This window comes from Candidatus Omnitrophota bacterium, from assembly GCA_023227985.1.
GTDB lineage: Bacteria > Omnitrophota > Gorgyraeia > Gygaellales > Profunditerraquicolaceae > JALOCB01.
The window spans coordinates 1-20,203 of sequence record JALOCB010000025.1 but is presented as its reverse complement, the minus strand read 5'-3'; the positions used below and the strand labels follow the sequence as shown (position 1 = coordinate 20,203).

At 48.7% G+C, this 20,203-nt stretch carries 23 protein-coding genes, 1 tRNA gene and 1 other RNA gene; 2 read left to right on the top strand and 23 right to left on the bottom strand.

The window, feature by feature from the left end; all coding sequences use genetic code 11:
- The 13 genes from M0R35_05955 to M0R35_05895 all read right to left on the bottom strand — a co-directional run.
- The coding region (locus M0R35_05955; protein ID MCK9595203.1) for a response regulator at nucleotides 1-615 on the bottom strand (615 nt) is incomplete at its 3' end.
- The gene (locus tag M0R35_05950) at nucleotides 612-2,516 is read right to left on the bottom strand and encodes an ATP-binding protein (protein ID MCK9595202.1); all 1,905 of its coding nucleotides are present in this window, start codon (nucleotides 2,514-2,516) and stop codon (nucleotides 612-614) included. The genes M0R35_05950 and M0R35_05955, both read right to left, overlap by 4 nt.
- A 1-nt stretch (nucleotide 2,517) precedes the next feature.
- On the bottom strand, nucleotides 2,518-3,045 hold the full coding sequence (locus tag M0R35_05945; GenBank protein MCK9595201.1) for a FumA C-terminus/TtdB family hydratase beta subunit: 528 nt from the start codon (nucleotides 3,043-3,045) through the stop codon (nucleotides 2,518-2,520).
- A 5-nt stretch (nucleotides 3,046-3,050) separates the two neighbouring features.
- Nucleotides 3,051-3,872, bottom strand: coding sequence for a fumarate hydratase (locus tag M0R35_05940; GenBank protein MCK9595200.1), 822 nt, complete (start codon nucleotides 3,870-3,872; stop codon nucleotides 3,051-3,053).
- Nucleotides 3,869-4,264, bottom strand: coding sequence for a preQ(1) synthase (gene queF, locus M0R35_05935; protein MCK9595199.1), 396 nt, complete (start codon nucleotides 4,262-4,264; stop codon nucleotides 3,869-3,871). The genes M0R35_05940 and queF overlap by 4 nt, the downstream gene beginning before the upstream one ends.
- 1 nt (nucleotide 4,265) lies before the next feature.
- The gene (locus M0R35_05930) at nucleotides 4,266-4,937 is read right to left on the bottom strand and encodes a 7-carboxy-7-deazaguanine synthase QueE (protein MCK9595198.1); all 672 of its coding nucleotides are present in this window, start codon (nucleotides 4,935-4,937) and stop codon (nucleotides 4,266-4,268) included.
- A gap of 16 nt (nucleotides 4,938-4,953) precedes the next feature.
- Nucleotides 4,954-5,628 carry a 7-cyano-7-deazaguanine synthase QueC gene (gene queC / locus M0R35_05925; protein ID MCK9595197.1) on the bottom strand — a complete coding sequence of 225 codons (675 nt, stop codon included), beginning with the start codon at nucleotides 5,626-5,628 and terminating at the stop codon, nucleotides 4,954-4,956.
- Entirely contained in the window at nucleotides 5,618-5,974 is a 357-nt protein-coding gene (gene queD / locus M0R35_05920) for a 6-carboxytetrahydropterin synthase QueD (protein ID MCK9595196.1), read from the bottom strand. The genes queC and queD overlap by 11 nt, the downstream gene beginning before the upstream one ends.
- Nucleotides 5,967-6,764: a glutamate racemase gene (gene murI / locus M0R35_05915; GenBank protein MCK9595195.1), complete on the bottom strand. Its 798-nt coding sequence runs from the start codon at nucleotides 6,762-6,764 to the stop codon at nucleotides 5,967-5,969. Before murI ends, queD begins: the two co-directional genes overlap by 8 nt.
- Complete coding sequence (locus M0R35_05910; protein MCK9595194.1) at nucleotides 6,755-7,852, bottom strand: N-acetylmuramoyl-L-alanine amidase; 1,098 nt, start codon at nucleotides 7,850-7,852, stop codon at nucleotides 6,755-6,757. The genes murI and M0R35_05910 overlap by 10 nt, the downstream gene beginning before the upstream one ends.
- Before the next feature lie 48 nt (nucleotides 7,853-7,900).
- Nucleotides 7,901-8,325, bottom strand: a transfer-messenger RNA (tmRNA) gene (ssrA, locus tag M0R35_05905).
- Between the two features lie 121 nt (nucleotides 8,326-8,446).
- The gene (smpB, locus tag M0R35_05900; GenBank protein MCK9595193.1) at nucleotides 8,447-8,902 is read right to left on the bottom strand and encodes an SsrA-binding protein SmpB; all 456 of its coding nucleotides are present in this window, start codon (nucleotides 8,900-8,902) and stop codon (nucleotides 8,447-8,449) included.
- On the bottom strand, nucleotides 8,899-9,855 hold the full coding sequence (locus M0R35_05895; protein MCK9595192.1) for an AEC family transporter: 957 nt from the start codon (nucleotides 9,853-9,855) through the stop codon (nucleotides 8,899-8,901). Before M0R35_05895 ends, smpB begins: the two co-directional genes overlap by 4 nt.
- A 112-nt stretch (nucleotides 9,856-9,967) precedes the next feature.
- Between M0R35_05895 and M0R35_05890 the strand changes: the two genes are divergently transcribed.
- Nucleotides 9,968-10,049 (top strand) — tRNA-Leu (locus M0R35_05890).
- A 158-nt stretch (nucleotides 10,050-10,207) separates the two neighbouring features.
- Here M0R35_05890 and M0R35_05885 read toward each other — a convergent pair.
- From M0R35_05885 to M0R35_05840, 10 genes are all read right to left on the bottom strand, one after another.
- On the bottom strand, nucleotides 10,208-10,774 hold the full coding sequence (locus M0R35_05885) for an HD domain-containing protein (GenBank protein ID MCK9595191.1): 567 nt from the start codon (nucleotides 10,772-10,774) through the stop codon (nucleotides 10,208-10,210).
- A gap of 3 nt (nucleotides 10,775-10,777) precedes the next feature.
- The gene (locus M0R35_05880; protein ID MCK9595190.1) at nucleotides 10,778-13,840 is read right to left on the bottom strand and encodes an efflux RND transporter permease subunit; all 3,063 of its coding nucleotides are present in this window, start codon (nucleotides 13,838-13,840) and stop codon (nucleotides 10,778-10,780) included.
- Entirely contained in the window at nucleotides 13,837-14,523 is a 687-nt protein-coding gene (locus M0R35_05875) for a hypothetical protein (protein ID MCK9595189.1), read from the bottom strand. The genes M0R35_05880 and M0R35_05875 overlap by 4 nt, the downstream gene beginning before the upstream one ends.
- Nucleotides 14,510-15,850: a TolC family protein gene (locus M0R35_05870; protein MCK9595188.1), complete on the bottom strand. Its 1,341-nt coding sequence runs from the start codon at nucleotides 15,848-15,850 to the stop codon at nucleotides 14,510-14,512. The genes M0R35_05875 and M0R35_05870 overlap by 14 nt, the downstream gene beginning before the upstream one ends.
- A complete protein-coding gene (locus M0R35_05865; GenBank protein ID MCK9595187.1) occupies nucleotides 15,847-16,518 on the bottom strand; it encodes a TetR/AcrR family transcriptional regulator in 672 nt (223 codons plus the stop codon). Before M0R35_05865 ends, M0R35_05870 begins: the two co-directional genes overlap by 4 nt.
- A gap of 159 nt (nucleotides 16,519-16,677) precedes the next feature.
- Nucleotides 16,678-17,292, bottom strand: a complete 615-nt coding sequence (locus M0R35_05860; protein MCK9595186.1) for a hypothetical protein — start codon at nucleotides 17,290-17,292, stop codon at nucleotides 16,678-16,680.
- Between the two features lie 171 nt (nucleotides 17,293-17,463).
- Nucleotides 17,464-17,859, bottom strand: a complete 396-nt coding sequence (locus M0R35_05855) for a hypothetical protein (GenBank protein MCK9595185.1) — start codon at nucleotides 17,857-17,859, stop codon at nucleotides 17,464-17,466.
- An 81-nt stretch (nucleotides 17,860-17,940) separates the two neighbouring features.
- Nucleotides 17,941-18,471, bottom strand: coding sequence for a hypothetical protein (locus tag M0R35_05850; protein MCK9595184.1), 531 nt, complete (start codon nucleotides 18,469-18,471; stop codon nucleotides 17,941-17,943).
- A 150-nt stretch (nucleotides 18,472-18,621) separates the two neighbouring features.
- Nucleotides 18,622-19,065 carry a zf-HC2 domain-containing protein gene (locus M0R35_05845; protein ID MCK9595183.1) on the bottom strand — a complete coding sequence of 148 codons (444 nt, stop codon included), beginning with the start codon at nucleotides 19,063-19,065 and terminating at the stop codon, nucleotides 18,622-18,624.
- Entirely contained in the window at nucleotides 19,062-19,610 is a 549-nt protein-coding gene (locus M0R35_05840) for a sigma-70 family RNA polymerase sigma factor (protein MCK9595182.1), read from the bottom strand. Before M0R35_05840 ends, M0R35_05845 begins: the two co-directional genes overlap by 4 nt.
- Nucleotides 19,611-19,780: 170 nt before the next feature.
- Here M0R35_05840 and M0R35_05835 point away from each other — a divergent pair.
- Nucleotides 19,781-20,203: hypothetical protein (locus tag M0R35_05835; GenBank protein MCK9595181.1), on the top strand; the 423-nt coding region annotated here is incomplete at its 3' end.

The window sequence follows — 20,203 nt, the reverse complement described above, 5'->3', positions numbered from 1 at the left end:
ATTGGCCTTTTCCGGGATCAATCCTTGGGCGCCCCTGATAACCAACTCATTGTTCTTTTCGTCTACCAGCATAAAAGACGCCCTTTCGGCATCAGCTATCTTTAAAGCCATGGCCGTGACAAAATCCGCCAGGTCATCGAGCCGAAAGATGCTGCCGATCTCATTATATGCCTCCATTATAACTTCCAATTGCTCGTTCTCCTTGGCCAGCGTTTCCACCAACTCCTTATTCCTGACCATCAGGCTCTGTTTCTCCAGGCTCCTTCTTACCACCAATTTGAGATGGTCAATATCAAAAGGCTTGATGATATAATCGTAAGCGCCGACCTTGAGCGCCTCGATCGCCGAAGAAATAGTGGCGTAGCCGGTAAAAACAATAAAGCTTGTTTCCGGGCAGCGGATGCTTATCGCGCGCATCAGATCGATCCCCTGTATATCAGGAAGCATCAGATCCAGCACGATCAGGTTAAATGAACGTTTTTTAGTTTCCTCGATAGCGGTAGTGCCCCTGTTCGCCGTGACCAGAAAATACCCCTGGTCGGACAAGCCGGCTTTCAGGTGTTCGCAGATTATTTTATCATCGTCAACAATAAGGACGTTCTCAGGATTGCTCATGATTTCCTCTCCCGGGGTAAACTGATGCTGAATACCGTGCCTTTCCCAAGTTCCGATTCCGCCTGGATATGTCCGCCATGCTCCTGGATTATGGATTTAGATATAGCCAGCCCCAGTCCCAGCCCCCGGCTCTTGGTGGTAAAAAACGGGGTAAAAAGATTACTCAATGTATCTTCGGACATACCGTTTCCTGTATCGGCGATCCGGATCCGCACCATACCCTGGTCTTCCCTGGTGGAGATCTTAAGCGTTCCGCCTTCAGGCATTGCCTGGATCGCGTTGACCACCAGGTTCAAAACCGCCTCCCTCATTTGCAACCCGTCCACCTGGAACCCCGGCAAATGCGGAGCAAGATCCTTTAACACATTAACCCTGCTGTTTTTGATCTGCGCTTGCAAATTAGGAGTATCAAGCATGCTGTCGATCAGATAATTAATATCCACTACGCTTAATATAAGCTTCTTCGGGTAGCTGAAGTTTAAGATGCTGGTCAGGATCTCGTTGGCCCGGTTCAAGCCATCTTCAATCCCCCTGAGAAAATCAGGGTACCCCGGGCAATTCCTGTCTATCCTCTCTTTGAGGCTGTACGCGCTGGACTGGATCTCGGTAAAGACATTGCGCAATTCATGGCTTAATGAAGTAGCCATCTTGCCCATTGCCGCCATTCTCTCGTATTCCAGCAATTGCTTATGCACAGCGGCGAGTTGCTGATCGCTTTTGGTAACCTTGTACTCCAAACTCAGGATGTTTCGCGAGCAGACCTCCAGTTCGTTCTTGGTCATCACCAGCTGTTCCATGGTCTGGTTGAAGAAATCGGCCAATTCCTCTATCTCATCCCTTGATTCTATTTCAACGCGGTGATAAAAATCACCGTGGCCGAACGCCTCGATACCTTTACGAAGTTTGCGGATAGAACGGACTATATTAGCCCCTTTGATCCCGCCGAATACCAGCGAGAGAAAAATGGACAAGAATACCGCCGCAGTGAATATCTTCATCAGGTTATCCCGAAGCTTAAAGATCTCTTTTTCGGATATAGAGATGCCGATCATCCCGATTATCTTCTTCTCGCTGTCCTCCATAGGAAGGTATCCTGATAGATACCAACTGTCGCCTACCGGTATCCTGCTGATAAAGTTCTTACCGCCCAGCAGGGTCTTTCCGGCAAATTGCGCGGGCAATAAACTCCCGGTCACCCTGAATTTATCATTAAAAGGGATGTTCGAACAAATACGCAGATTATCCAGGAATATACTCGCCGCCAATCCGGTATCCTGGGTGATCTTATCCGCCAAAACGGCGTTATTATTATTTAACAGATATCCGGCGGTCATGGTCCCGATGACCACTTCATTCGTATTGATCACCGGCATAGTGACGGTAATAACCATGCCCTGTACCGGCGTAACGCTCTCGATCCTGGACTTGGAAAACAAACCCAGCCTTTCCAGGGCGTGCTTATTGAACACCTCGGTCGAAACAGTGATCTTGCCCTGCATAGCCATGCGCACGAATATATTGCGGCTGTAGTCATAACCCTCCAATTTCGGGCTGGTCATAGACACAAGCACCTTGCCTTCCACATCGGTTACGATAAAGAAATCCAGTTTGTGCCTCTGGATCACCTTATTATACTCATTACGCAGAAGATCCAACTGGTCATCCTGGATAAGGGTAGCGATCCTCCTGTTCTGGTCCCTGACCACATATTTCAAATGGTCGTTAACGCTGGAACAAACGTTGGCGGTGATCTTCAGGTTATTATTGATCCGGTTAAAGGCCTCCTGGACCGCAAGTTTGCCCATAAAAAAAATAGTGATGCCGGCTACCAGGACCAACGGCAGAGTCGAAGTAAGAAGAAGCATCCAGATCAACTTATGCTGTAATCTCTTCATCTTCATTTTATTTTCCTTTGTAGATATTCTTACCGTTAATATCAATAGCTACGATCACGGGAAGATCTTTTACCTCTAACCGGTAAACCGCCTCAGGGCCTAATTCCTTAAATGCCGCAGTAGATTTACGCTTGATATATTGAGAGATCAACGCCCCGCATCCGGCATAAACCACGAAATACACGGACTTGTATCTTTTGATCGCGGCAACTACTTCATCCGAACGGTTGCCTTTACCGATCATCGCCTTTAAGCCTGCGGAAAGAAGAAGCGGAGTGAATTCATCCATCCTTCTGCTGGTGGTCGGTCCGCAGGAACCGATCACTTTGCCGGATGGAGTTGTCGTAGGGCCGCAATAATAAACAACCTGTCCTTTGACCGCAAAAGGCAGTTTTTCCCCTGAACGAATAAGCCGGACAAGCCGGGAATGCGCCTGGTCCCGGGCAGTAAAGATCGTTCCGGTTAAAAGGACCTCATCCCCTGCCTTTAATTCCTCCAGATCCTTTACTGAAAAAGGTAAATTTATAGTCTTCATCTTCACTATAATACGGCCGCTGCGCTGCGGGTGGCATGACAACTGATATTCACCGCCACCGGCAGTCCGGCGATATGCGTGGGATATGTCTCGATACTTACAGCCAGGGCAGTGGCCTTGCCGCCTAACCCCATCGGACCGATCCTTAGTTTGTTTATTTCGTTCAATAATTCTTTCGCTAATTTACCGCGGCTGACGGATATATCCCGCAATAACGCCTTTTTAGCCAACACTGCCGCCATATCCGCGGTGCCGCCGATGCCTACGCCCACAACATAAGGCGGACAGGCATCCGGGCCTGCGGCCTTGACCGCATCAACGACAAACCCCTTTATCTGTTTTAGAGAAGCTGTGGGATTGAACATCCTCAGCCGGCTTTTATTCTCCGAGCCGAAACCTTTAGGCAGAACAGTAAGCCTGAGCTTATCCCCTTTTACGATATCTACGTGTATCACTGCCGGCGCGTATGCCGGCTTACCGCGCAGGATAGGATCTTTAATGATCGAATTCCTGAAAGACCCGGCCCTATAACCTGCCATAACCCCCTTGTTGATCGCGGCGTTCAGGTCGCCTTTGATCATTACCCCCTGCCCGAGCTCCACGAACACGCAGGGCATCCCGGTATCCTGGCATATTGCCAGCCTATGCTTATCGGCTATCCCGGCGTTCTTAATGATAGCCTCAAGTATACGCCTTGCCCGGGGCCCTTTCTCTAAGACCAAAGCCCGGCGCAAGAGCTTTAAGACGTCTTTCCTTAGAACGAAATTAGCCTTAATACACAGCTCTTTTACTGCAGCGGAAATTTTCTCGGCTTTTATTGTTTTCATTTTTTCTTGTATTCCCGGATCACGGTAGTGGTTATTCCGCCCCGGGGATTGAACTTTCCGGTGATCTTAAGCCAGCGGGGGTTACAAGCGCCGGCCAGGTCGTCAACCATCCTGTTCACCAGATGTTCATGGAATATACCCATCTGCCTGTAAAATATAGTATACATCTTGAAAGACTTAAGCTCTATGCAATATTTATCCGGAGAATATTCAACGCGTATGGAGGCAAAATCCGGCAAACCGGTCTTCGGGCAGATACAGGTGAATTCCGGGATATCCAGGTCGATAGTATAATCCCTGTCCGGGTACTGGTTCTCCCAGACCTCGATCGCCGGGGTCTTCATTTTACGGACATCCGACTGCAATCCTTCGTAGCTTGACCTTTTAGCCATATTATTTAACTCCTGCTATTTTATGCACCTGTGGAATAATACAAGTAATGATATTATTCCGCGCGCAAATCCCCTTATAATGATCGATCTTCTTTTTCAAAACAGCGAATTCCACCCGGCTGTCCGGCTGCAACACCAGGACCACCGTGGGATTGACTGAATTGATCACTTCTATTGCCCGCGATATATCCTCTTCGACAGTCGACTCGTTGACCACCGCTTTTACAAACACCTCACTGGCCGAGCTCACTTCCAGGAACCGGCGATGCTTCTGCCAAAGATCACCTCCGCCGGTCGAAGAAGGCAGTTTAAAATCCATCGATACTATGTCTACCAGGTCGATAATCTCGGACAACTCGTCAGGCAGGGTGCCGTTGGTCTCCAGGTAATTCTTAAACCCCGCGGCCCGGCTGAGCTTCAGCGTTTCTTTCAGGAAATCTTTCTGTAAAAGAGGCTCGCCTCCGGTGAAACTTACCGAATGATAAATATCGCCGAACGAAAGCAGTTCGTTGACCAGTTCCTGCGGTTGATACTGCTTGAACCGGAAAACCCGCGTGTCGCAAAAAGAGCATTTCAGGTTACAGCCGAAAAGACGGACAAAGATCTGCCTTTCGCCGAGGTATATGCCCTCGCCCTGCATACTTTCGAATATCTCCGTAACTTGCCCGTTCATAACCGCAAACAACTCCTTATCTTAACGCCGGGTCGGCCAGGCCTGCCTGGAGAAATCCCCTGGCCCGGAAATAACAGCTGTCGCATTTGCCGCAGGGCTGTCCGCCGCCTGTATAGCAAGACCAGGTCAATTCAAACGGCACTCCCAGTTTATTCCCCAAACGGATTATCTGCGCTTTATTCATTCTGAGCAGTGGCCTGTGGATAGTTATCCTTGACCCTTTTGCGCCGGCTTTCGTCCCGGTCAACGCGACCTTGTCAAAGGCCCGGAAAAACTCCGGGCGGCAATCCGGATAACCGGAATAATCCTGGCTGTGCGCTCCGATGAATATCGCCCGGGCTGCCACCGCCTCGGCAAATGATAAAGCAAAGCTCAAAAATATTATATTCCGGCCGGGCACATAAGTGGCAGGTATGGATCTTACTCCTCCATCGCCAGTAGCTCTGGGAAGCGTGCGTTTCTTATCCAAAAGCGCCGATCCCTTCCACGGCAAACTGATCTTTGCCACCTGGAATTCACAGCCGGACTTGCGGCAGATCTTCTTACTCGCTTCTATCTCCCTCTTATGCCTCTGGCCGTAATCAAAAATAAGACAGTAAGGAACAAAGCCTGCAGCCCTGGAAAAATACAGGGTGACTGCGGAATCCAATCCGCCGGACAACAGGACGATCGCGCGTTTCTTATTCCTCATAAGTAGCACAACTGGTGTTATTTTCCCAAACTGTCACAGCTCTCAGGTCCCTGACCTTCAGTTTCAGCCTGTCGTAAATATACCTGGCGATATTCTCGGAAGTGGGGTTTGTCTTGTTGAACGGCTTCTGTTTGTTCAGATATTTATGGTCAAGTGTTTCCAGGAGAAAATTCAATCTTTCTTTGAGCAATTTAAAATCCATAAGCATGCCGATCTTATCCAGCTTATCGCCTGAGACAACCGCCTCCACCCTCCAGTTATGGCCGTGGAGGTCCTCGCATTTGCCTTTATATCCGCGCAGGTTATGTGCGGAGCTAAAAACCCCTTCCACTTTTACTTTATACATTGTTCACCCTGGTAGCGTTAGTTATCGGCCGGCCCATAAACCTTTCCGCCAGGCCGCTGAACCATTCCGGATTATCGCTGACAAAAAAACGGTGTTTTCCTTTACCGGACTTTTTCAAAAGCCCGTCAGCGGAAAGTATCTTGTTCACTTCCATAGCCACTTGTTTAGCTGAATCGATCACCTTGACCCCGTCGCCCATAACCTTGCGGATCACCGGCTTGAGCAAAGGATAATGGGTGCAACCCATGATCACCGTATCCACCTTATTATCCTTTAACGGTTTAAGATAGGCCGCCGCGACTTTCATCACCACTTCGCCGTCCAGCCAGCCCTCCTCTACCAAGGGTACGAATAAAGGGCAGGCTACCGCCGTCACTTTTATATCCGGATCAAGATGTTTGATCTCATTCTCATAAGCGCGGCTTTTGATCGTCCCGTGCGTGCCGATAACCCCGATGCGCTTGTTCTGGGTGGCGTAAACCCCTTCCCTGACCCCGGGGCCGATAACACCGACTATAGGCACCTTGAAATGATGCCGGATCACCGGAAGGGCCAGGCTGGAGACCGTGTTACAGGCCACACAGATAAGCTTAACATCATGTTTAAGAAGAAAAAGTATGTTCTCAATAGAGAAACGGATGACTGTTTCCTTGGACTTTATCCCGTAAGGGACCCTGGCGGTATCCCCGAAATAAACGATATCCTCGTTAGGCATCTGGCGGATCAATTCCCTGACCACCGTAAGCCCGCCCACGCCCGAATCAAATACGCCGATCGATCTCATCTGCAGTACCTTTCTGATTTGACAGAGCAATAATCCGCCAGGCTTTTTTCAATACCGTCCGACAGGGCCTGGCGGTAAGATCCGCTGCGCAATAACCGCTCTTCCTTGCCGTTAGACACAAATCCCACCTCGATCAATACCGCAGGGACATTCGCCCCTCGGAGCACAAAAAAATTAGCGCTTTTCACCCCAATGATCCGCGCATCCAGGCTTTCGTCCATATCCTTGCATAATATCCGGGATAATTCTATCGATTCGCCCCGGTTATAATTGTAGATCATATCCCAGAGTATCGTTTTGAGGGTCAGATCGCTGCTGGCAAAACATCCGCGGTCTAAATTAAACCTGGCTGCCTTGGCAGCAGCCGCTGCCTTCTGACTGTCGGGCACAGCCTGAGAGGCATGGTATACCTCAAAACCGCTCAGGCTCCTGGCGCGGTTGGCGTTGGCGTGGATGCTTATAAAAATATCCGCTCCGGAATTATTGGTAATAGATACCCGCTCGGAAAGCGGGACGAATTTATCGCTGGAGCGGGTCATTACTGTTTCCACTCCCCTGGCCTTCAGCGACTCGTCCAGCCGCCTGGCGATATCAAGGGTAACATCCTTTTCGTTTAGCCCGGTTTTCCCTATAGCCCCCGGGTCTTTCCCGCCGTGGCCGGCGTCAATAACCACTTTGCGTATCCCCGAAAATGACACGAGGGGTTTTACCGCAGCCGGTTCTTTGAACAACGGCTCTAAAACCTGTTCCCGGAATTTATGCGGCATAATAATAGCCCCGGAATATATCTCTACCGGCTCTCTCATCCGGCTGACCGAACCGTCAACTACAGCCAGATCATTGCCGATCTGCAGGCTTATCTTATGGACGCCCCTGTTCAAAACAACCGACCTGGTCAAACCGTCGTAATGCCAGTTTATCCCTTTACTCTGGCAAAACGCGGCCAGGGAAGAATACTGCGTCCCGTACAGGCTGAACGCATCCCCCTGGCTCAGGTCGCGCGGTACAGTAACGCAACCCGAGCAGATCCAGCAAAAGATCAACAGCGTGGATATAGCTTTTTTGCTCAAAAACAAAGCAAATTCCTCCTTCATTTTCTAACTGCTAACTCTTACGCCAAATTTATCCTCGGCGGAAGAAATTGGTGGAGGTGGGCGGAATCGAACCGCCGTCCTTAAATACTCTGATAAAAGCCGCTACATGTTTAGTCTGGCATTTACGCTTAGCCCCATACACTCCGACAGACAGGATTGAACAAGGCGCAGCCTTTTACTACTCTTACCCCGGTTTTGAAGGCTAACGGCCGGGGCCAGCCTAAATTAGAGTCTCAAATCCCGCCCTTAGGCAGACAGGTTTGAGGCTTAGCTCAGATTAGTGAGCTAAGGCGAACGGTGCAAAAGGAACCACTGAAGGCGCCGGAATATAAGCACCATTAGCGATTCTCTCTGCGACATCTGCTATATTTTCGTTAGCATTTGTATTGTACAAGGATTTTTAACGCGGCCAACCTTGCGTCCGCGACATGCTGCCCTTACCCGACATATCTAAGTCGAGACCTGTCACCCCCTCAAATTTGAGCTGCGGTAGCAGCGAAAATTTGACTCCGAGTCCGAACATTTTACTAACGGACGAGGAGTCTCTCCACACCCCGAGCGGCTGCCGCCGCGAGGAGCAAATTTAAAACCGCCTCACCTGTTCCGGCTCTTAATGGTCTGCCGGATCTTCCGGTCAACTTCCCGGCGCTTGATATCCTCACGCTTATCATAAAATTTCTTGCCCTTGCACAAAGCCAGTTCAACCTTGACAAATCCGTGAGAATTAAAATAAGCCTTCAAAGGGATCAAAGCCAGCCCACCCTGACTCATCTGGGCATCAAGTTTGGCTATCTGTTTGCGGTGCAAAAGCAATTTGCGCACGCGCACAGGCTCGCTGTTAAGATAACTCGCCTGCTCATAAGGACTTATATGCGTGTTATATAAAAAAACCTGGCCTTTATCGATCCTGGCGAAACTATCGCTGAAGCTGATATGTCCGGCCCTTAAGGATTTAACTTCGCTGCCCCTTAATTCAACGCCGGCTTCAACCGTTTCTTGAATGAAGTAATCGCGGAATGCCTGTTTATTGGTAGCTATTGTATCGCTCATTTTAGCATACTTATGGCAAAATATAAACTTAAAAACAGAGGTATGGTCACTATGCACAAGATATGGCTGTAAAATATCCCCTGGCTGACCAGACAGTCCTCTTGTTTATATTGGCTGACTATAACCGACAAATTTGCGGCAGGCGGCATAGCCAGCTGCATAACGATCAACAAACCCAAAAGATCCGGCAGTTTGAACAGATATACCGCCCATAAACCTAAAACCGGCAAAATGACCAGCTTAACTAAAACCATTAAACCGATCGCCTTATTATATTTACCGGAGCATTTTATCGCAGCTATATTCCCTCCGACCACAAAAATGGCTAAAGGCAGAGTGCAATCCCCGGCCATTTCCAGCGGCTTAAGCACAGCCCCGGGTATAAATCCGGCTGCACCCAGGAAAACAACAAGCAAACCGGACAGCGTGGCGATCACCGGAGGATTAAGCAGGCTCCACCAGTCGAATTTCCTGGATTTGCTATATGTCAAAAGATACGTCCCCAAAGAAAACATCAACAAATTAAAACCCAGCAGGAACAAGAAAAGGTAAATGAACATAACATCAGCTTTATCCTTAGACAGGATAGAAGCGAACAGAACCAGCGGCAAATACCCTGAGTTCTGAAAAGAAACCAGGCTTAAGAACTGCAGCCTTTCCTGTACCTTCCGCGAGAAACCGGAAAAAATAAAACCGATTGTCAATGCCACGGCGGTTATCGCTATGCTCAAAAGGGGAAATATCCACCATTGAGGATAAAGCGCGGGGTCAAAATCCCGGATCAACCGGCAAAATATCAACAACGGCAGGGTGATTTCGATCACCAAACGGCTAAGAGCGTTTAACCCTTCTGCCCCCAAAAAGTTACGCTTGATTATAAAATAGCCTATCGCGCCCAGAACAAAACTCTGGCCTACCCCTACTATAGTAGCGGAAAATGCCTCAAAAAGCACCTTTTTCCTCCTTATGAGAGTATATATTATAACAACAAAAAATACCAGGGGCAATGCAAAAATGTTTGAGTTGACAGGATCGAAAGGCTGGGATATACTTGTATCTACTTTTGCGGAGGTGGCGGAATTGGCAGACGCGCAGGTCTCAGAAGCCTGTGCCGCGAGGTGTGAGGGTTCAACTCCCTCCCTCCGCACTAAATTAAACGGTTAAACAAAAACCAAAACGGGCTTTTTTAAAGAGCCCGTTTTTTGTTTTAGAATGCCCGCCTATTCGGCTGCTTCCAAGCCGGGGAGTACTTTTCTCCACTGATATCCACGCAGAGCCCAGATAAAAAGATCGCTTCCCGCGGATTTAACCGCCCAATTTCCCTTTTTTACCAAACGCCAGGATGACATCAGCTACTTTAGGATCGTATAATGAACCGCTGTTTTTCGCGATCTCCTCGAGCGCCTTGTCCATAGATAATGCCGGCCTATATACCTGCGGAGATACCATCGTGTCGATCACATCGCAAACAGTTATTATCCTGGAAACGGGGTTTATATCTTTCGCTTTTAATCCGAACGGGTATCCTGAGCCGTCCATCCGCTCGTGATGCTGCAACGCGACCTCCGCTACGATCAGATCGGACCTGACGAATTTCAACAAACGGTATCCCAGCTCAGGGTGCCTTCTTATCAAGACGCGCTCATTCTCGTCGAGCGCCCCGGGCTTATTGACTATATCAGCCAATAACCGGGTTTTTCCGATATCGTGGACGATCGCGGCGAAGCGGATATGCTCAAGCCCCGCGTCGCAATATTTCATCGTCTCGCCGATAGCGCAGGCGAGTTTTGCCACACGCCTGCCATGTTCAAGTATCGGCTTATTCTTGCCCAGCAATTTAGTGATCAAAAACAACAGCCTTAGATCTTCCATTTGTCAGGATCTGAAGATTTTCCTTTCTAAGGATTCCAGGTACCAGAATACCACCGGCACCAGGACAAAAGTAAAAACGATCGACGCCAGCATCCCGCCGATCATCACCGCGCCCATAGACTGTTTAATAATGCTCAAACTCCACATCTGCGGGACTACGCCCAATATTATAGAAAGCGAGGTCATGATGATCGCCCGGAATTTATCCGACGCGCCCTGCCACAGCGCGTCCTTGACCGCCAGCCCTTCTTTCATATTCACCAGAGTCTGGTTCAGAAGCAGGATGGCGTTATTCACCACCATCCCCACCAGCATGACCATCCCCATCATCGAGGCGATATTGACGCTCTGATTCAGAAAGAACAGCCCCAGTATCATCCCGGCGATGGAAGTCAGCACCGTGACCATAACCGCCAAGGGATAGGCGATCAAAGAATTCATGATCGCGCATAATAACATAAATGTCAAAATTACCGCGAGAAGGCCCGCTTTGCCCAGCTCCGTGTTCGACTCCGCCATATACTCCGATTCGCCGGAATACTTATAGCTGTACCCGGCGGGGAATTTGATCTTTTTGAACTTCTTGTCCAGATCCCTGCTCACAACCCCCAAAGAACTCTTACCCAAATAACCGTCAAGCCGGATGATCCGCTGCCTGTCCCTGCGCCAGATCGTGGGAATGGCCTTTTCGATTTTAAGTTCTCCCAGTTCATTGATCGGGATCAGGCCTTTGCGTGAAAGTATGGAGATCTCCTTGATATCGTCGAAATTGCGGGCATAGCGGTCATCGACCTCCACGTTTACTTTATATTCTTCGCCCTTTTCTTTATAGACGTTGGAATCCTCGCCGTAGATGGAATAACGCATTACCGCGCCTACGCTGGCGGCATTCAACCCGAATTCATTAAGCTTTTCCTCGTTAGGCTTTAAACTCATCTCTTTTTTAGGCGATTTATACGACAGGATAATGCTTTGGAAATTACCGCTCTTGTACATTACCTCTTTCATCTGCCTGGCCATATCCACCATCACGCCGTAATCCGTTCCATACAGGTCTATAGCCACGTCGCCGTCGGTCATCGAACCCATGCCCTGGCGCGCACAGCTGGCTTCCACATCCGGGATCCCGGAAAGGAAATTCATCAGCGTATCGATGATCTTCAGGTCGCTGCGTTTACGCTGCGTCGAAGCGACCAGATCCAGGGTGATCTTGGCGTTCTCCACCCCGTTATCCCCGATATTGGTCAAATACGCCTTTTTCTCCGGAATGGTTTCCAGAAAAACCTCGATCTGTTTCACCGCCGCTGCGGTGCGCTCGATGGTCGAACCCTGAGGCAGTGAAAGATTAATGACAATTTTGTCCTCGTCAGATTTAGGGCCGAAATCATTTTCCACAAAAGGCATCAGCAAGAACGATCCGATCAACACCAGGCCGGAAAGAACAATGGTCCAGCGCGGAAAACGGAACATCAGTTCAAAAATATGTTTATATTCTTTCTTAAGCCAATCCATTCCGCTATCGATCCAGGCCGGCAAGATCTTTAATTTAGCGGTTACGGCCGCCATTACCCCGGGTCCCGCGGGCTTCTTAACCTTGGCAGGCTTGAGCATTGCCGCGCATAACATCGGGGTAAGGACGAACGAGGCCAGCAGGGAAAAACAGGTGGCGTAAACCACGGTAAGCCCGAAAGACTTCATCATCAGCCCGACTATCCCTCCCATCATGGCGATAGGCAGAAAAACCACCAGGTTCGTTCCGGCAGACGCGATAATCGGCACAATTACTTCTTTGGTCCCGTCGATCGCCGCCCTTTCCGGATCATCATGGCGGCTAAGATGGACCATAACGTTTTCCAGAATAACCAGGGCATTGGAAATAAGCGTGCCCAATACCGTGGCGATAGCCAGCAAAGTCATCATGTTGATAGAAAAACCCGACATCCACACCGGGAACAACGTAGAAATGATGGACGCGGGGATAATGATCGCGGAGATAAAAGACATATCCCAGCGGCCCAGAAATAACAATAACAGTCCGACGGTAAAAATGATACCGACAATAATATTCCATTCAGTGTCTAAAGTCTCGTTAACGATAAAGGTCGTGGTGTCGGTGGCGATATCCAGGCGCATGCCCTGAGGCAGGCCTTTGCGTAAATCACCAAGCCGCTTCTTCATCTCCTGGGCGATGAACACGGAATTGCCGTCAGAGGCCTTATTTACGGAGAGCCCGACCACTTCCTTTGCGTTATACCTGGCGATGCTGGATATCTTTTTATAACTGTCCTCAACCCTGGCAACATCCTTAAGCTTAAATTCCCCGCCGTCCGAGGAAACCAGCCGGGTATCGGCGATCTCTTCCACGCTCTGGAACTCGCCGGTAAAGCGCACGCTCAAGGCATCAAACCCTTTTTCGATATCCCCAGCCGGCACATTCTTGTTGCGGGCCATCAACGCCGCGACAACCTCATTGATGCTGATATAATGCTGTTTCATCAGCATGGGATCAAGCCAAACATTCACCTGGCGTTTCTTGCCGCCATACACATCGACTTTAGCCACGCCCCGGATAGAGGAAAATTTAGTCTTTAAGGTCTTATCCGCGTATTCATACGCCTCCCGCAGGTCCCCGCTGTCGCTGGTCAGGACCATATCCAGCACCGGCTCGATCAAAGGGTCGTATTTCTCGATAACCGGCTTTTCCACCGCGTCCGGCAGATCGTTAAGAATAGCCTCAACCTTATCTTTAACCTCAATCGACTTGATATTCACGTCCGCCGAAAGAAGGAATTCCACGAAAATGTAGCCGAAGCTGTCATAAGACTGGCTTTTGATCTTTTTGATCTCGGAGACTTCTGAGATAGCGTCCTCGATCTTCTTGACCACCTGGGTCTCCACTTCCACCGGAGTAGCCCCCGGATAGGTGACCGAAACCGTGACGATCGGGAAATCGATCTTAGGCGTTTTCTCGATCATCAGGTTTGAATAACTGTATAGCCCCAGAACCACGAAGACCAGGACAAACATAATCGTAGTGATCCGGTGTTTTACAAAAAATTCTATCATCGAGCTTTCCCCGCTTTATCTGTTATCGCGGCATTTACAACCAAAAGCCTGTCATTATCCTCAAGCATACTCTGGCCGCTGACGATAACTCTATCCCCGGGCCGCAATCCCTCGGCGACCACCGCGCCGTAACCATCCCGCGATCCGATACTGACTTTATGCCTCTTAGCGAAACCAGCCTCATCTTTCCAGATAAAATACTCGCCTGCGGAAATATCAAGTATTTCGTTAGGCAGCACCAACGCGTTGTTCAGGGTCACCACATGCGCGGAAACCACAAATACCCCGCCCGGATCGCGCGAATCTTTGAACTCTATGGCCACCGGGAACATCCCGGTATCAAGATCCAGATCCTTGCCCACGCTCTTTAGTATCGCCAAAGAAACCGATTTATCCTCGGCGTATATTTCCTGTCCGGGACGAAGAGCCTCCCGGACTTCTCCGGTAACGAACCCCCGGGCAATGCGCTCATCCACAGCCCTTACGGTAAACTGGTCGTACACCGGCACATCAGCCGCCTCGATCACCCGGACCTCAACCGGCTTACCGGACTTTTGCCATTCTCCGTAGTAACTGATGATTTCCCGGCCGCGGTCCGACTTAACCATACTGATCCGGATCAAAATGGAAATAAAGCAAACTATCAAGATCACGATATATATAACCGCCTTACGATTGCGCATCGACCGGCCTTTCGTTATACTGCCCCGCGATCAACTTCTCTATCTTTGCCAGGGTTATATTAATATTGAACAAGGTCATTTCTTTATTCAGCCTTTGGTTGGTCAAAAGCAGTTCCGCGTCGTTCAGGTCCGTAAGATCGATCTGTCCGGAGGCGAACATCTCCTGCGATTGTTTGAACGACTCGTCGGCCAGGTTGACCGCCTCGATATTCGCCGAGAGATTGCTTTTATACTGTTGATATTCCAGGTATGCTTTTTTGAGTTCCAAGAGAAGCTCTTTATCCGCCTGCCGGCTCTTTAGAACCGCTATTTCTTTATCCGCCTGAGCCTGGGCCAACTGCGCCTCTTTTAAGCCGCCTTCCCACAAAGGTATATCGACCCGAAAACCTACGCTGGCATAACGGTCCATTTCATTATCGCGCAAAAAACGATGCTGATTAGACCCCCCTGACCGGCTTAAGGAAGAAACTGCCGATAGTGTGGGCAAAAACCCGGCATATCTGCTTTTTACCTGCTCATCAGCGGATTCAATCCCCACCCGCAGGCTTTTTAGCGAAGGTTCGCGTTCCCGCATAGCGATAACCAATGCCTTATAATCAAATTCCTCGTATTTATCGCTGAATTCGCCCACAAGATCAACCCGGCTGTCCGGATCAACATTGATCAATTTCTTCAAAGTCTCAGTTGCCGTGTCAAACTCGGTCCTGGCCTCATTTACCGTGGGCACCCTGCTGGCAACTTCCGCGTTCATTCTAAGGATCTCATATTTAGAACTGCGGCCCCCATATGAGCGTTTAGTCATAAGCTCTTTACTCTCAAGAACATTAGCGTATGATCTTTCGGTTATAGACAAAGTATTCCTGGATAACAGCGTGCTGTAGTAACTTAACTTTGCCGCGTAAATAACATCCTGCCTGCCTGCTTCGCGATTGAATCTGCTGGCGTCTATCGCCTTCTTAGCTGCATTAACCGCGTACATAACCTTGCCGAATGACCAAAGGACTTGAGATGCACTGATCCCCCCATCCATAGCATAGTCAGTCTTATCCGCCGCAGATGGATAGTTCATATTGTCGGTCCATGATGATTGAGCGCTTATATGGGGCAACATTCCCGAACGCACTTCCTGATATGCCCCTTGAGTCTTTATAACCTGGTTACTCTTGATGCTTATTTCCTCGCTGGTGTCCAGGGCACGCTGGATAGTCTCCGCCAGCCCTATCCGCAGAGCCGGGCTTACCGGCAGATGTTCTTCTGCCTGCGCTATATCACAGATAAATACCGCGGCAGCGCATAAAAACATGATAAACACGGATAACCTTCTCATTTTCGCCTCGTCGTATTCTTGATACCCAATCCCTGCCAAAGCAGGCGCAATTGACGTAAATAATGGTACTTCTTGTTGTCCAGATCATCGAATTTAAGCGCCAGTAACGTTCCAATCATAATCGCATTCAGCGACACCTTCAGGTCATTCACCTTAACATCCGCGGGAAGCAGCCCTTTTTTATACATTTTTTCAAGGTATGACCTGAAAAATTCATCGGGAAAAGCCAACGGGATATCCTCTATTCCCGGATAATCGGGAAAAAGCATCTTGCGTTCGATCGCGGGAACAACCAACTCTTTCGGCTTTTCCTGCTGAAGAAGCAGGACCGAGATCATCTTATAAATAATATTAGCGTTCTTATGTTCATCGGCCAGCTTGGTGAAGACTGCTTCGATAAAACCGGGGAATTTATCCTCTTCCGCCACCTGGCGCGCCTCCCAGATGATCTTAAGGAAAAGCAGTTGGGTGTAATAATTGATCATATCTAACTTCTCGGAGAAATAATTAAAGAAAGTCCCTTCGGAAATATTCACTTCCTTACAGATCCAGCGAATGGAGATATCCTCAAACCGGGATTTTTCCAGGGCGCCAACGAAAGCATTAACTATCGCGATCTTGGTCTGGGCGTGCTTTCTTTCACGCAATGAATACTCTTTAACCTGCATAAACCCCTCCTTATATTTATTGCTTACACTAAAATTATAGCTTACTATAATATTTTGTCAAGCTTTTATTTTCTGAATACCCTGCCTCCGCCTGATGGGCATAAAAAAACGGGCCCTTAAAAAGCCCGTTTTTGTTTCTATCCCGTATTAAGATGCCGCCTATTTCCCGTACAAAGCCCTTAACTGCTCAACAGTGGGATTACCGGAATAATATTCCCCCTGCGGCCCGACATAACCATTATCTTTCCTGATCAAGTTCACCGGAGTATAACTGCCGTTAGCATTGGGGACATTGATCGTAACCGTCGCCGCCGGACTCTGAGGCTGGAGAACTACGGGAACAACCGGTACCACTGGCGGGTTATGAATTACCACAGGCGCAGCCGCGACAATATATCCTTCCGGGCAAGCTGTGTAGTAAATATTGTCATAATAATAGTACGTCGTGCCCGCGGCCAAAATAGTCCTATGCCCTGCCGGAATAGTCGTAACGATCGCTCCGACAGGCGGGGTCAAAAGCGCGAATTCAAACCCGAACCAGCCTAACCTGAAAAATTTACCGTCATGGTACCTGTATCTATCGCGTCCGAACGCGACAACCTCATATGGCCTGGTGACTCCCCTGCCTCTAACGCCTATATCCCGGCCCCAACCACCCCTATCCTTGGTATCTCTATCCCCACCCCAGGCAAAAGCCTGGATTGAAAACATATTGATCATCGAAGTTAATATTAACACCAGCCAGAATTTCTTTAAAAGATTACTCTTGATCATCTCATTCTCCTTTTCTTCCTGCTTTAAACACCACTCCAAACTACCTTTGTAGACGTTGTACCGAACCGCTTTTATTTCAAATGTTTACAAATAAATTACAAAATAGTCAATAAAACATTTATTTGTAACTGTCTATATAACAGAGGCTTAGCTACAACGTCTACGGCACGTCTACCGCCTTTTAGGATGATTCTGGCCATCAGGGCTAACGCTATTCTGTCCGCCGAATTGGCCGCCCTGCGGCATACCGCTGGGCTTACAGGCAAAATATTTTTTATCCGGAGTCCATCCGCAAGTACCGCTTCCGCCTCCTTGAGAACCGCCGCATTGACAAGCCGATCCTTCGCTTTTACCGCTGCAAGCATCTATTGCTTCCTGAGGTATAGTTTTGCGCTCTTGATTACCCGATTGTCCCTGGACATCTTTAGGAGGAGGCATTCGTGAACTTTGCTGCGATTCGCCGCTTACCAATGTTTCGGCATAAGAATGCGGAACTAATGATAAAGCGAGGAATAAAACCAGAAGAAGAATCATTGATGCGCACCCAAACCGCTTTAGATTTACCATTTAACACCTCCTGGTATACGTATACCACACCGGCCAGCAAACCAACATCCTTCTGCCCGGTAAAGTCATCGAGCAAAATGCTTATCCCGGAGGAGGCATCCCTTCATCAAAAACCGGCCTCGGGCCGTCATCAAGCCCCGGATCTTCCCCTGGGCGACGCGGGCCAAAATCCTCACCCGGCTGCCGCGGCCGCCGATCCATTCCATGTTTTTTAAGCAAAGACTTGAATTTTTCCTGCTGTTCAGGATCAAGAATAGCCATTATCCGTTTATCGGATTTCTCGCGTATTTCATTTATGGACCCGCGCATATTATCGCCTATCTTGTCGATCTCTTGGCGGGAGTTTTCCAGAATGCCCTTGATCCTCTCTTTTTGCTCCACGTTAAGGGCCAGATCAACCGCTATTTTTTCCAGAATATCCCGGCCTTTTTTTGCCCTCAACGCGGCCAGGCCTTTACCCGCGAAACGTTCCGATCTTTCAGCGAAGCTCGCCCCGCCCGGCCTGTGCCCTACAGGAAAAGATCCTCTTTTGACTATTCCCGCACCGAACAGAACACCGGCTAAAACGCACAGAACCCCGAATACCGCGACATAAAATACTTCTTTCTTCATTCTGATCACCTCCTTAAGTACGAACTTAACACCGACCTTTCCAATTAGGTCGGGTGTCCAGTACAAACTCAACACCATCGTATATTCCGATTGTCCCGGGTGTAAATTACACTTTCAACACCGCCCGTCCCGATTACGCCGGGTGCAAATTCAATCTTGCGATCCTAATATAAGCCCTAAAGCCGTTTCCGTTGTCACAGTAGTCTTACTTAACAACATATCCTCCAGCGAATATTTATCCGCCTTTTGCCCGGGGCTTAAAATAAAAAATGCCGCTGACAGCACGATCAACGAAACCGGAACAAGAATAAGCCTGCGGGAAAATATTGCCATATCCGCCAACCAGGGAAATCTTACCCCAGCCATCCGCTCTAACGCTATCGCTTCGCGCAACCGGCGAACCATATAATCCTGCGGTAATACCTTCCATTCTTTAGCCTGAATAAACTCTTTGGACCTGGCCAGCCCGGATAATTCCCCTTTACAGGAAGAGCAATTATCCAGATGCGCCTTAATTAAGACCGTATCAAGATCATTGGTTTCCCGGTCAAGGTAACATGACAATAACCTTCGCACTCTGGCGCACTCTTTCATAACAAACCCTCTCCCGAATTAAGCAGCTTGCCCCTAAGGAATTGCCTGGCGCGGAAGATCTTCGACTCTACCGTCCCCAGGCTGCAGCGCAGGATCCTGGATATTTCAATGTAACTTAATCCTTCGACATCCTTAAGCACCAGAGCGGTCCGGTATTTGATCGGTATGCCAGCCAGCGCTATCCGGACCATCGCGTCCCTTTCCTTTATTAGAAGCGCGTCCCCTGGGCGCTCACCGGTCGAAACGCTTTTTTCAATAGCTATCTCATCGTTGACAAAATTCTTTCTGCGACGCAGGAAATCGTACGCCGTGTTGACTATAATGCGGTAAAACCAGGTAGAAAACTGCGAGTTCTGTTTAAATGAACCCAGGTTATGGTAAACTTTCAGGAAAGACTCCTGCGTTATATCCTCGGTTTCCCGGTCATTTCCTATAAGGGAATAGACTATATTCAAGGCCCGGTCCTGGTATTTTCTCACCAGCATCTCAAACCCCTGTTGTTCACCAGCAATAAACTGTTCTATATAGACGGCATCTTCATTCATTTTAGCTTCCAAGGATTAGACGCGCAAATAACATATTTATTCCCTGATTATTTTGCTTTTTATCCAATCTTAACACTGCCAACAGGTTAGGCAACGGTTATTTTATCCATATTTATCAAACCCCCATAAATTCATTGACTGCCGGTTATTATTGTAGTAATCTTTGGGCTATGACGACGCTTAAGATCAAAACCGGATTCAGGCTGCTGATAATCTTCTACTCTTTCATATTAGCGCACAATATACTGGCTGTCGCGCAGGTAAAAAACAATATTTTAATGGCCGCCGTATTTCTGGGGACCCTGGTATATATTATATTCGGGTTCCTCCGGCAGGCGGAAAGCGCAAGGATTATCGCGATAATATTCCATGTGCTCTTCCAGATACTGGAGACCACCGCGTTCTTTATCATTAAACCCGAAGAGCTCTTAAAGAAAACAATGGGCGATGTCACCCCGGAAATGCTCACCGCAGGCAAATACGCATTTTTCTTCGTTTTATGCCTTATCACAGCCATAAACATCGCCGCGATAATCTACCTGATCAGGAATAAGGATTATTTTCACCGCAAAGAAGAGCGCCAAAGCCCAGAG

Excerpts from the sequence above, each read along its gene's own strand:
- M0R35_05855 (MCK9595185.1), bottom strand. The coding sequence starts at position 17,859 with ATGGTAAATCTAAAGCGGTTTGGGTGCGCATCAATGATTCTTCTTCTG.
- M0R35_05870 (MCK9595188.1), bottom strand. The coding sequence starts at position 15,850 with ATGAGAAGGTTATCCGTGTTTATCATGTTTTTATGCGCTGCCGCGGTA.
- M0R35_05940 (MCK9595200.1), bottom strand. The coding sequence starts at position 3,872 with ATGAAAACAATAAAAGCCGAGAAAATTTCCGCTGCAGTAAAAGAGCTG.
- queD (MCK9595196.1), bottom strand. The coding sequence starts at position 5,974 with ATGTATAAAGTAAAAGTGGAAGGGGTTTTTAGCTCCGCACATAACCTG.
- M0R35_05950 (MCK9595202.1), bottom strand. The coding sequence starts at position 2,516 with ATGAAGATGAAGAGATTACAGCATAAGTTGATCTGGATGCTTCTTCTT.
- M0R35_05860 (MCK9595186.1), bottom strand. The coding sequence starts at position 17,292 with ATGATCAAGAGTAATCTTTTAAAGAAATTCTGGCTGGTGTTAATATTA.
- M0R35_05880 (MCK9595190.1), bottom strand. The coding sequence starts at position 13,840 with ATGATAGAATTTTTTGTAAAACACCGGATCACTACGATTATGTTTGTC.
- queC (MCK9595197.1), bottom strand. The coding sequence starts at position 5,628 with ATGAGGAATAAGAAACGCGCGATCGTCCTGTTGTCCGGCGGATTGGAT.
- M0R35_05850 (MCK9595184.1), bottom strand. The coding sequence starts at position 18,471 with ATGAAGAAAGAAGTATTTTATGTCGCGGTATTCGGGGTTCTGTGCGTT.
- M0R35_05930 (MCK9595198.1), bottom strand. The coding sequence starts at position 4,937 with ATGAACGGGCAAGTTACGGAGATATTCGAAAGTATGCAGGGCGAGGGC.
- queF (MCK9595199.1), bottom strand. The coding sequence starts at position 4,264 with ATGGCTAAAAGGTCAAGCTACGAAGGATTGCAGTCGGATGTCCGTAAA.
- M0R35_05885 (MCK9595191.1), bottom strand. The coding sequence starts at position 10,774 with ATGGAAGATCTAAGGCTGTTGTTTTTGATCACTAAATTGCTGGGCAAG.
- M0R35_05945 (MCK9595201.1), bottom strand. The coding sequence starts at position 3,045 with ATGAAGACTATAAATTTACCTTTTTCAGTAAAGGATCTGGAGGAATTA.
- M0R35_05910 (MCK9595194.1), bottom strand. The coding sequence starts at position 7,852 with ATGAAGGAGGAATTTGCTTTGTTTTTGAGCAAAAAAGCTATATCCACG.
- M0R35_05845 (MCK9595183.1), bottom strand. The coding sequence starts at position 19,065 with ATGAAAGAGTGCGCCAGAGTGCGAAGGTTATTGTCATGTTACCTTGAC.
- smpB (MCK9595193.1), bottom strand. The coding sequence starts at position 8,902 with ATGAGCGATACAATAGCTACCAATAAACAGGCATTCCGCGATTACTTC.
- M0R35_05840 (MCK9595182.1), bottom strand. The coding sequence starts at position 19,610 with ATGAATGAAGATGCCGTCTATATAGAACAGTTTATTGCTGGTGAACAA.
- M0R35_05875 (MCK9595189.1), bottom strand. The coding sequence starts at position 14,523 with ATGCGCAATCGTAAGGCGGTTATATATATCGTGATCTTGATAGTTTGC.
- M0R35_05865 (MCK9595187.1), bottom strand. The coding sequence starts at position 16,518 with ATGCAGGTTAAAGAGTATTCATTGCGTGAAAGAAAGCACGCCCAGACC.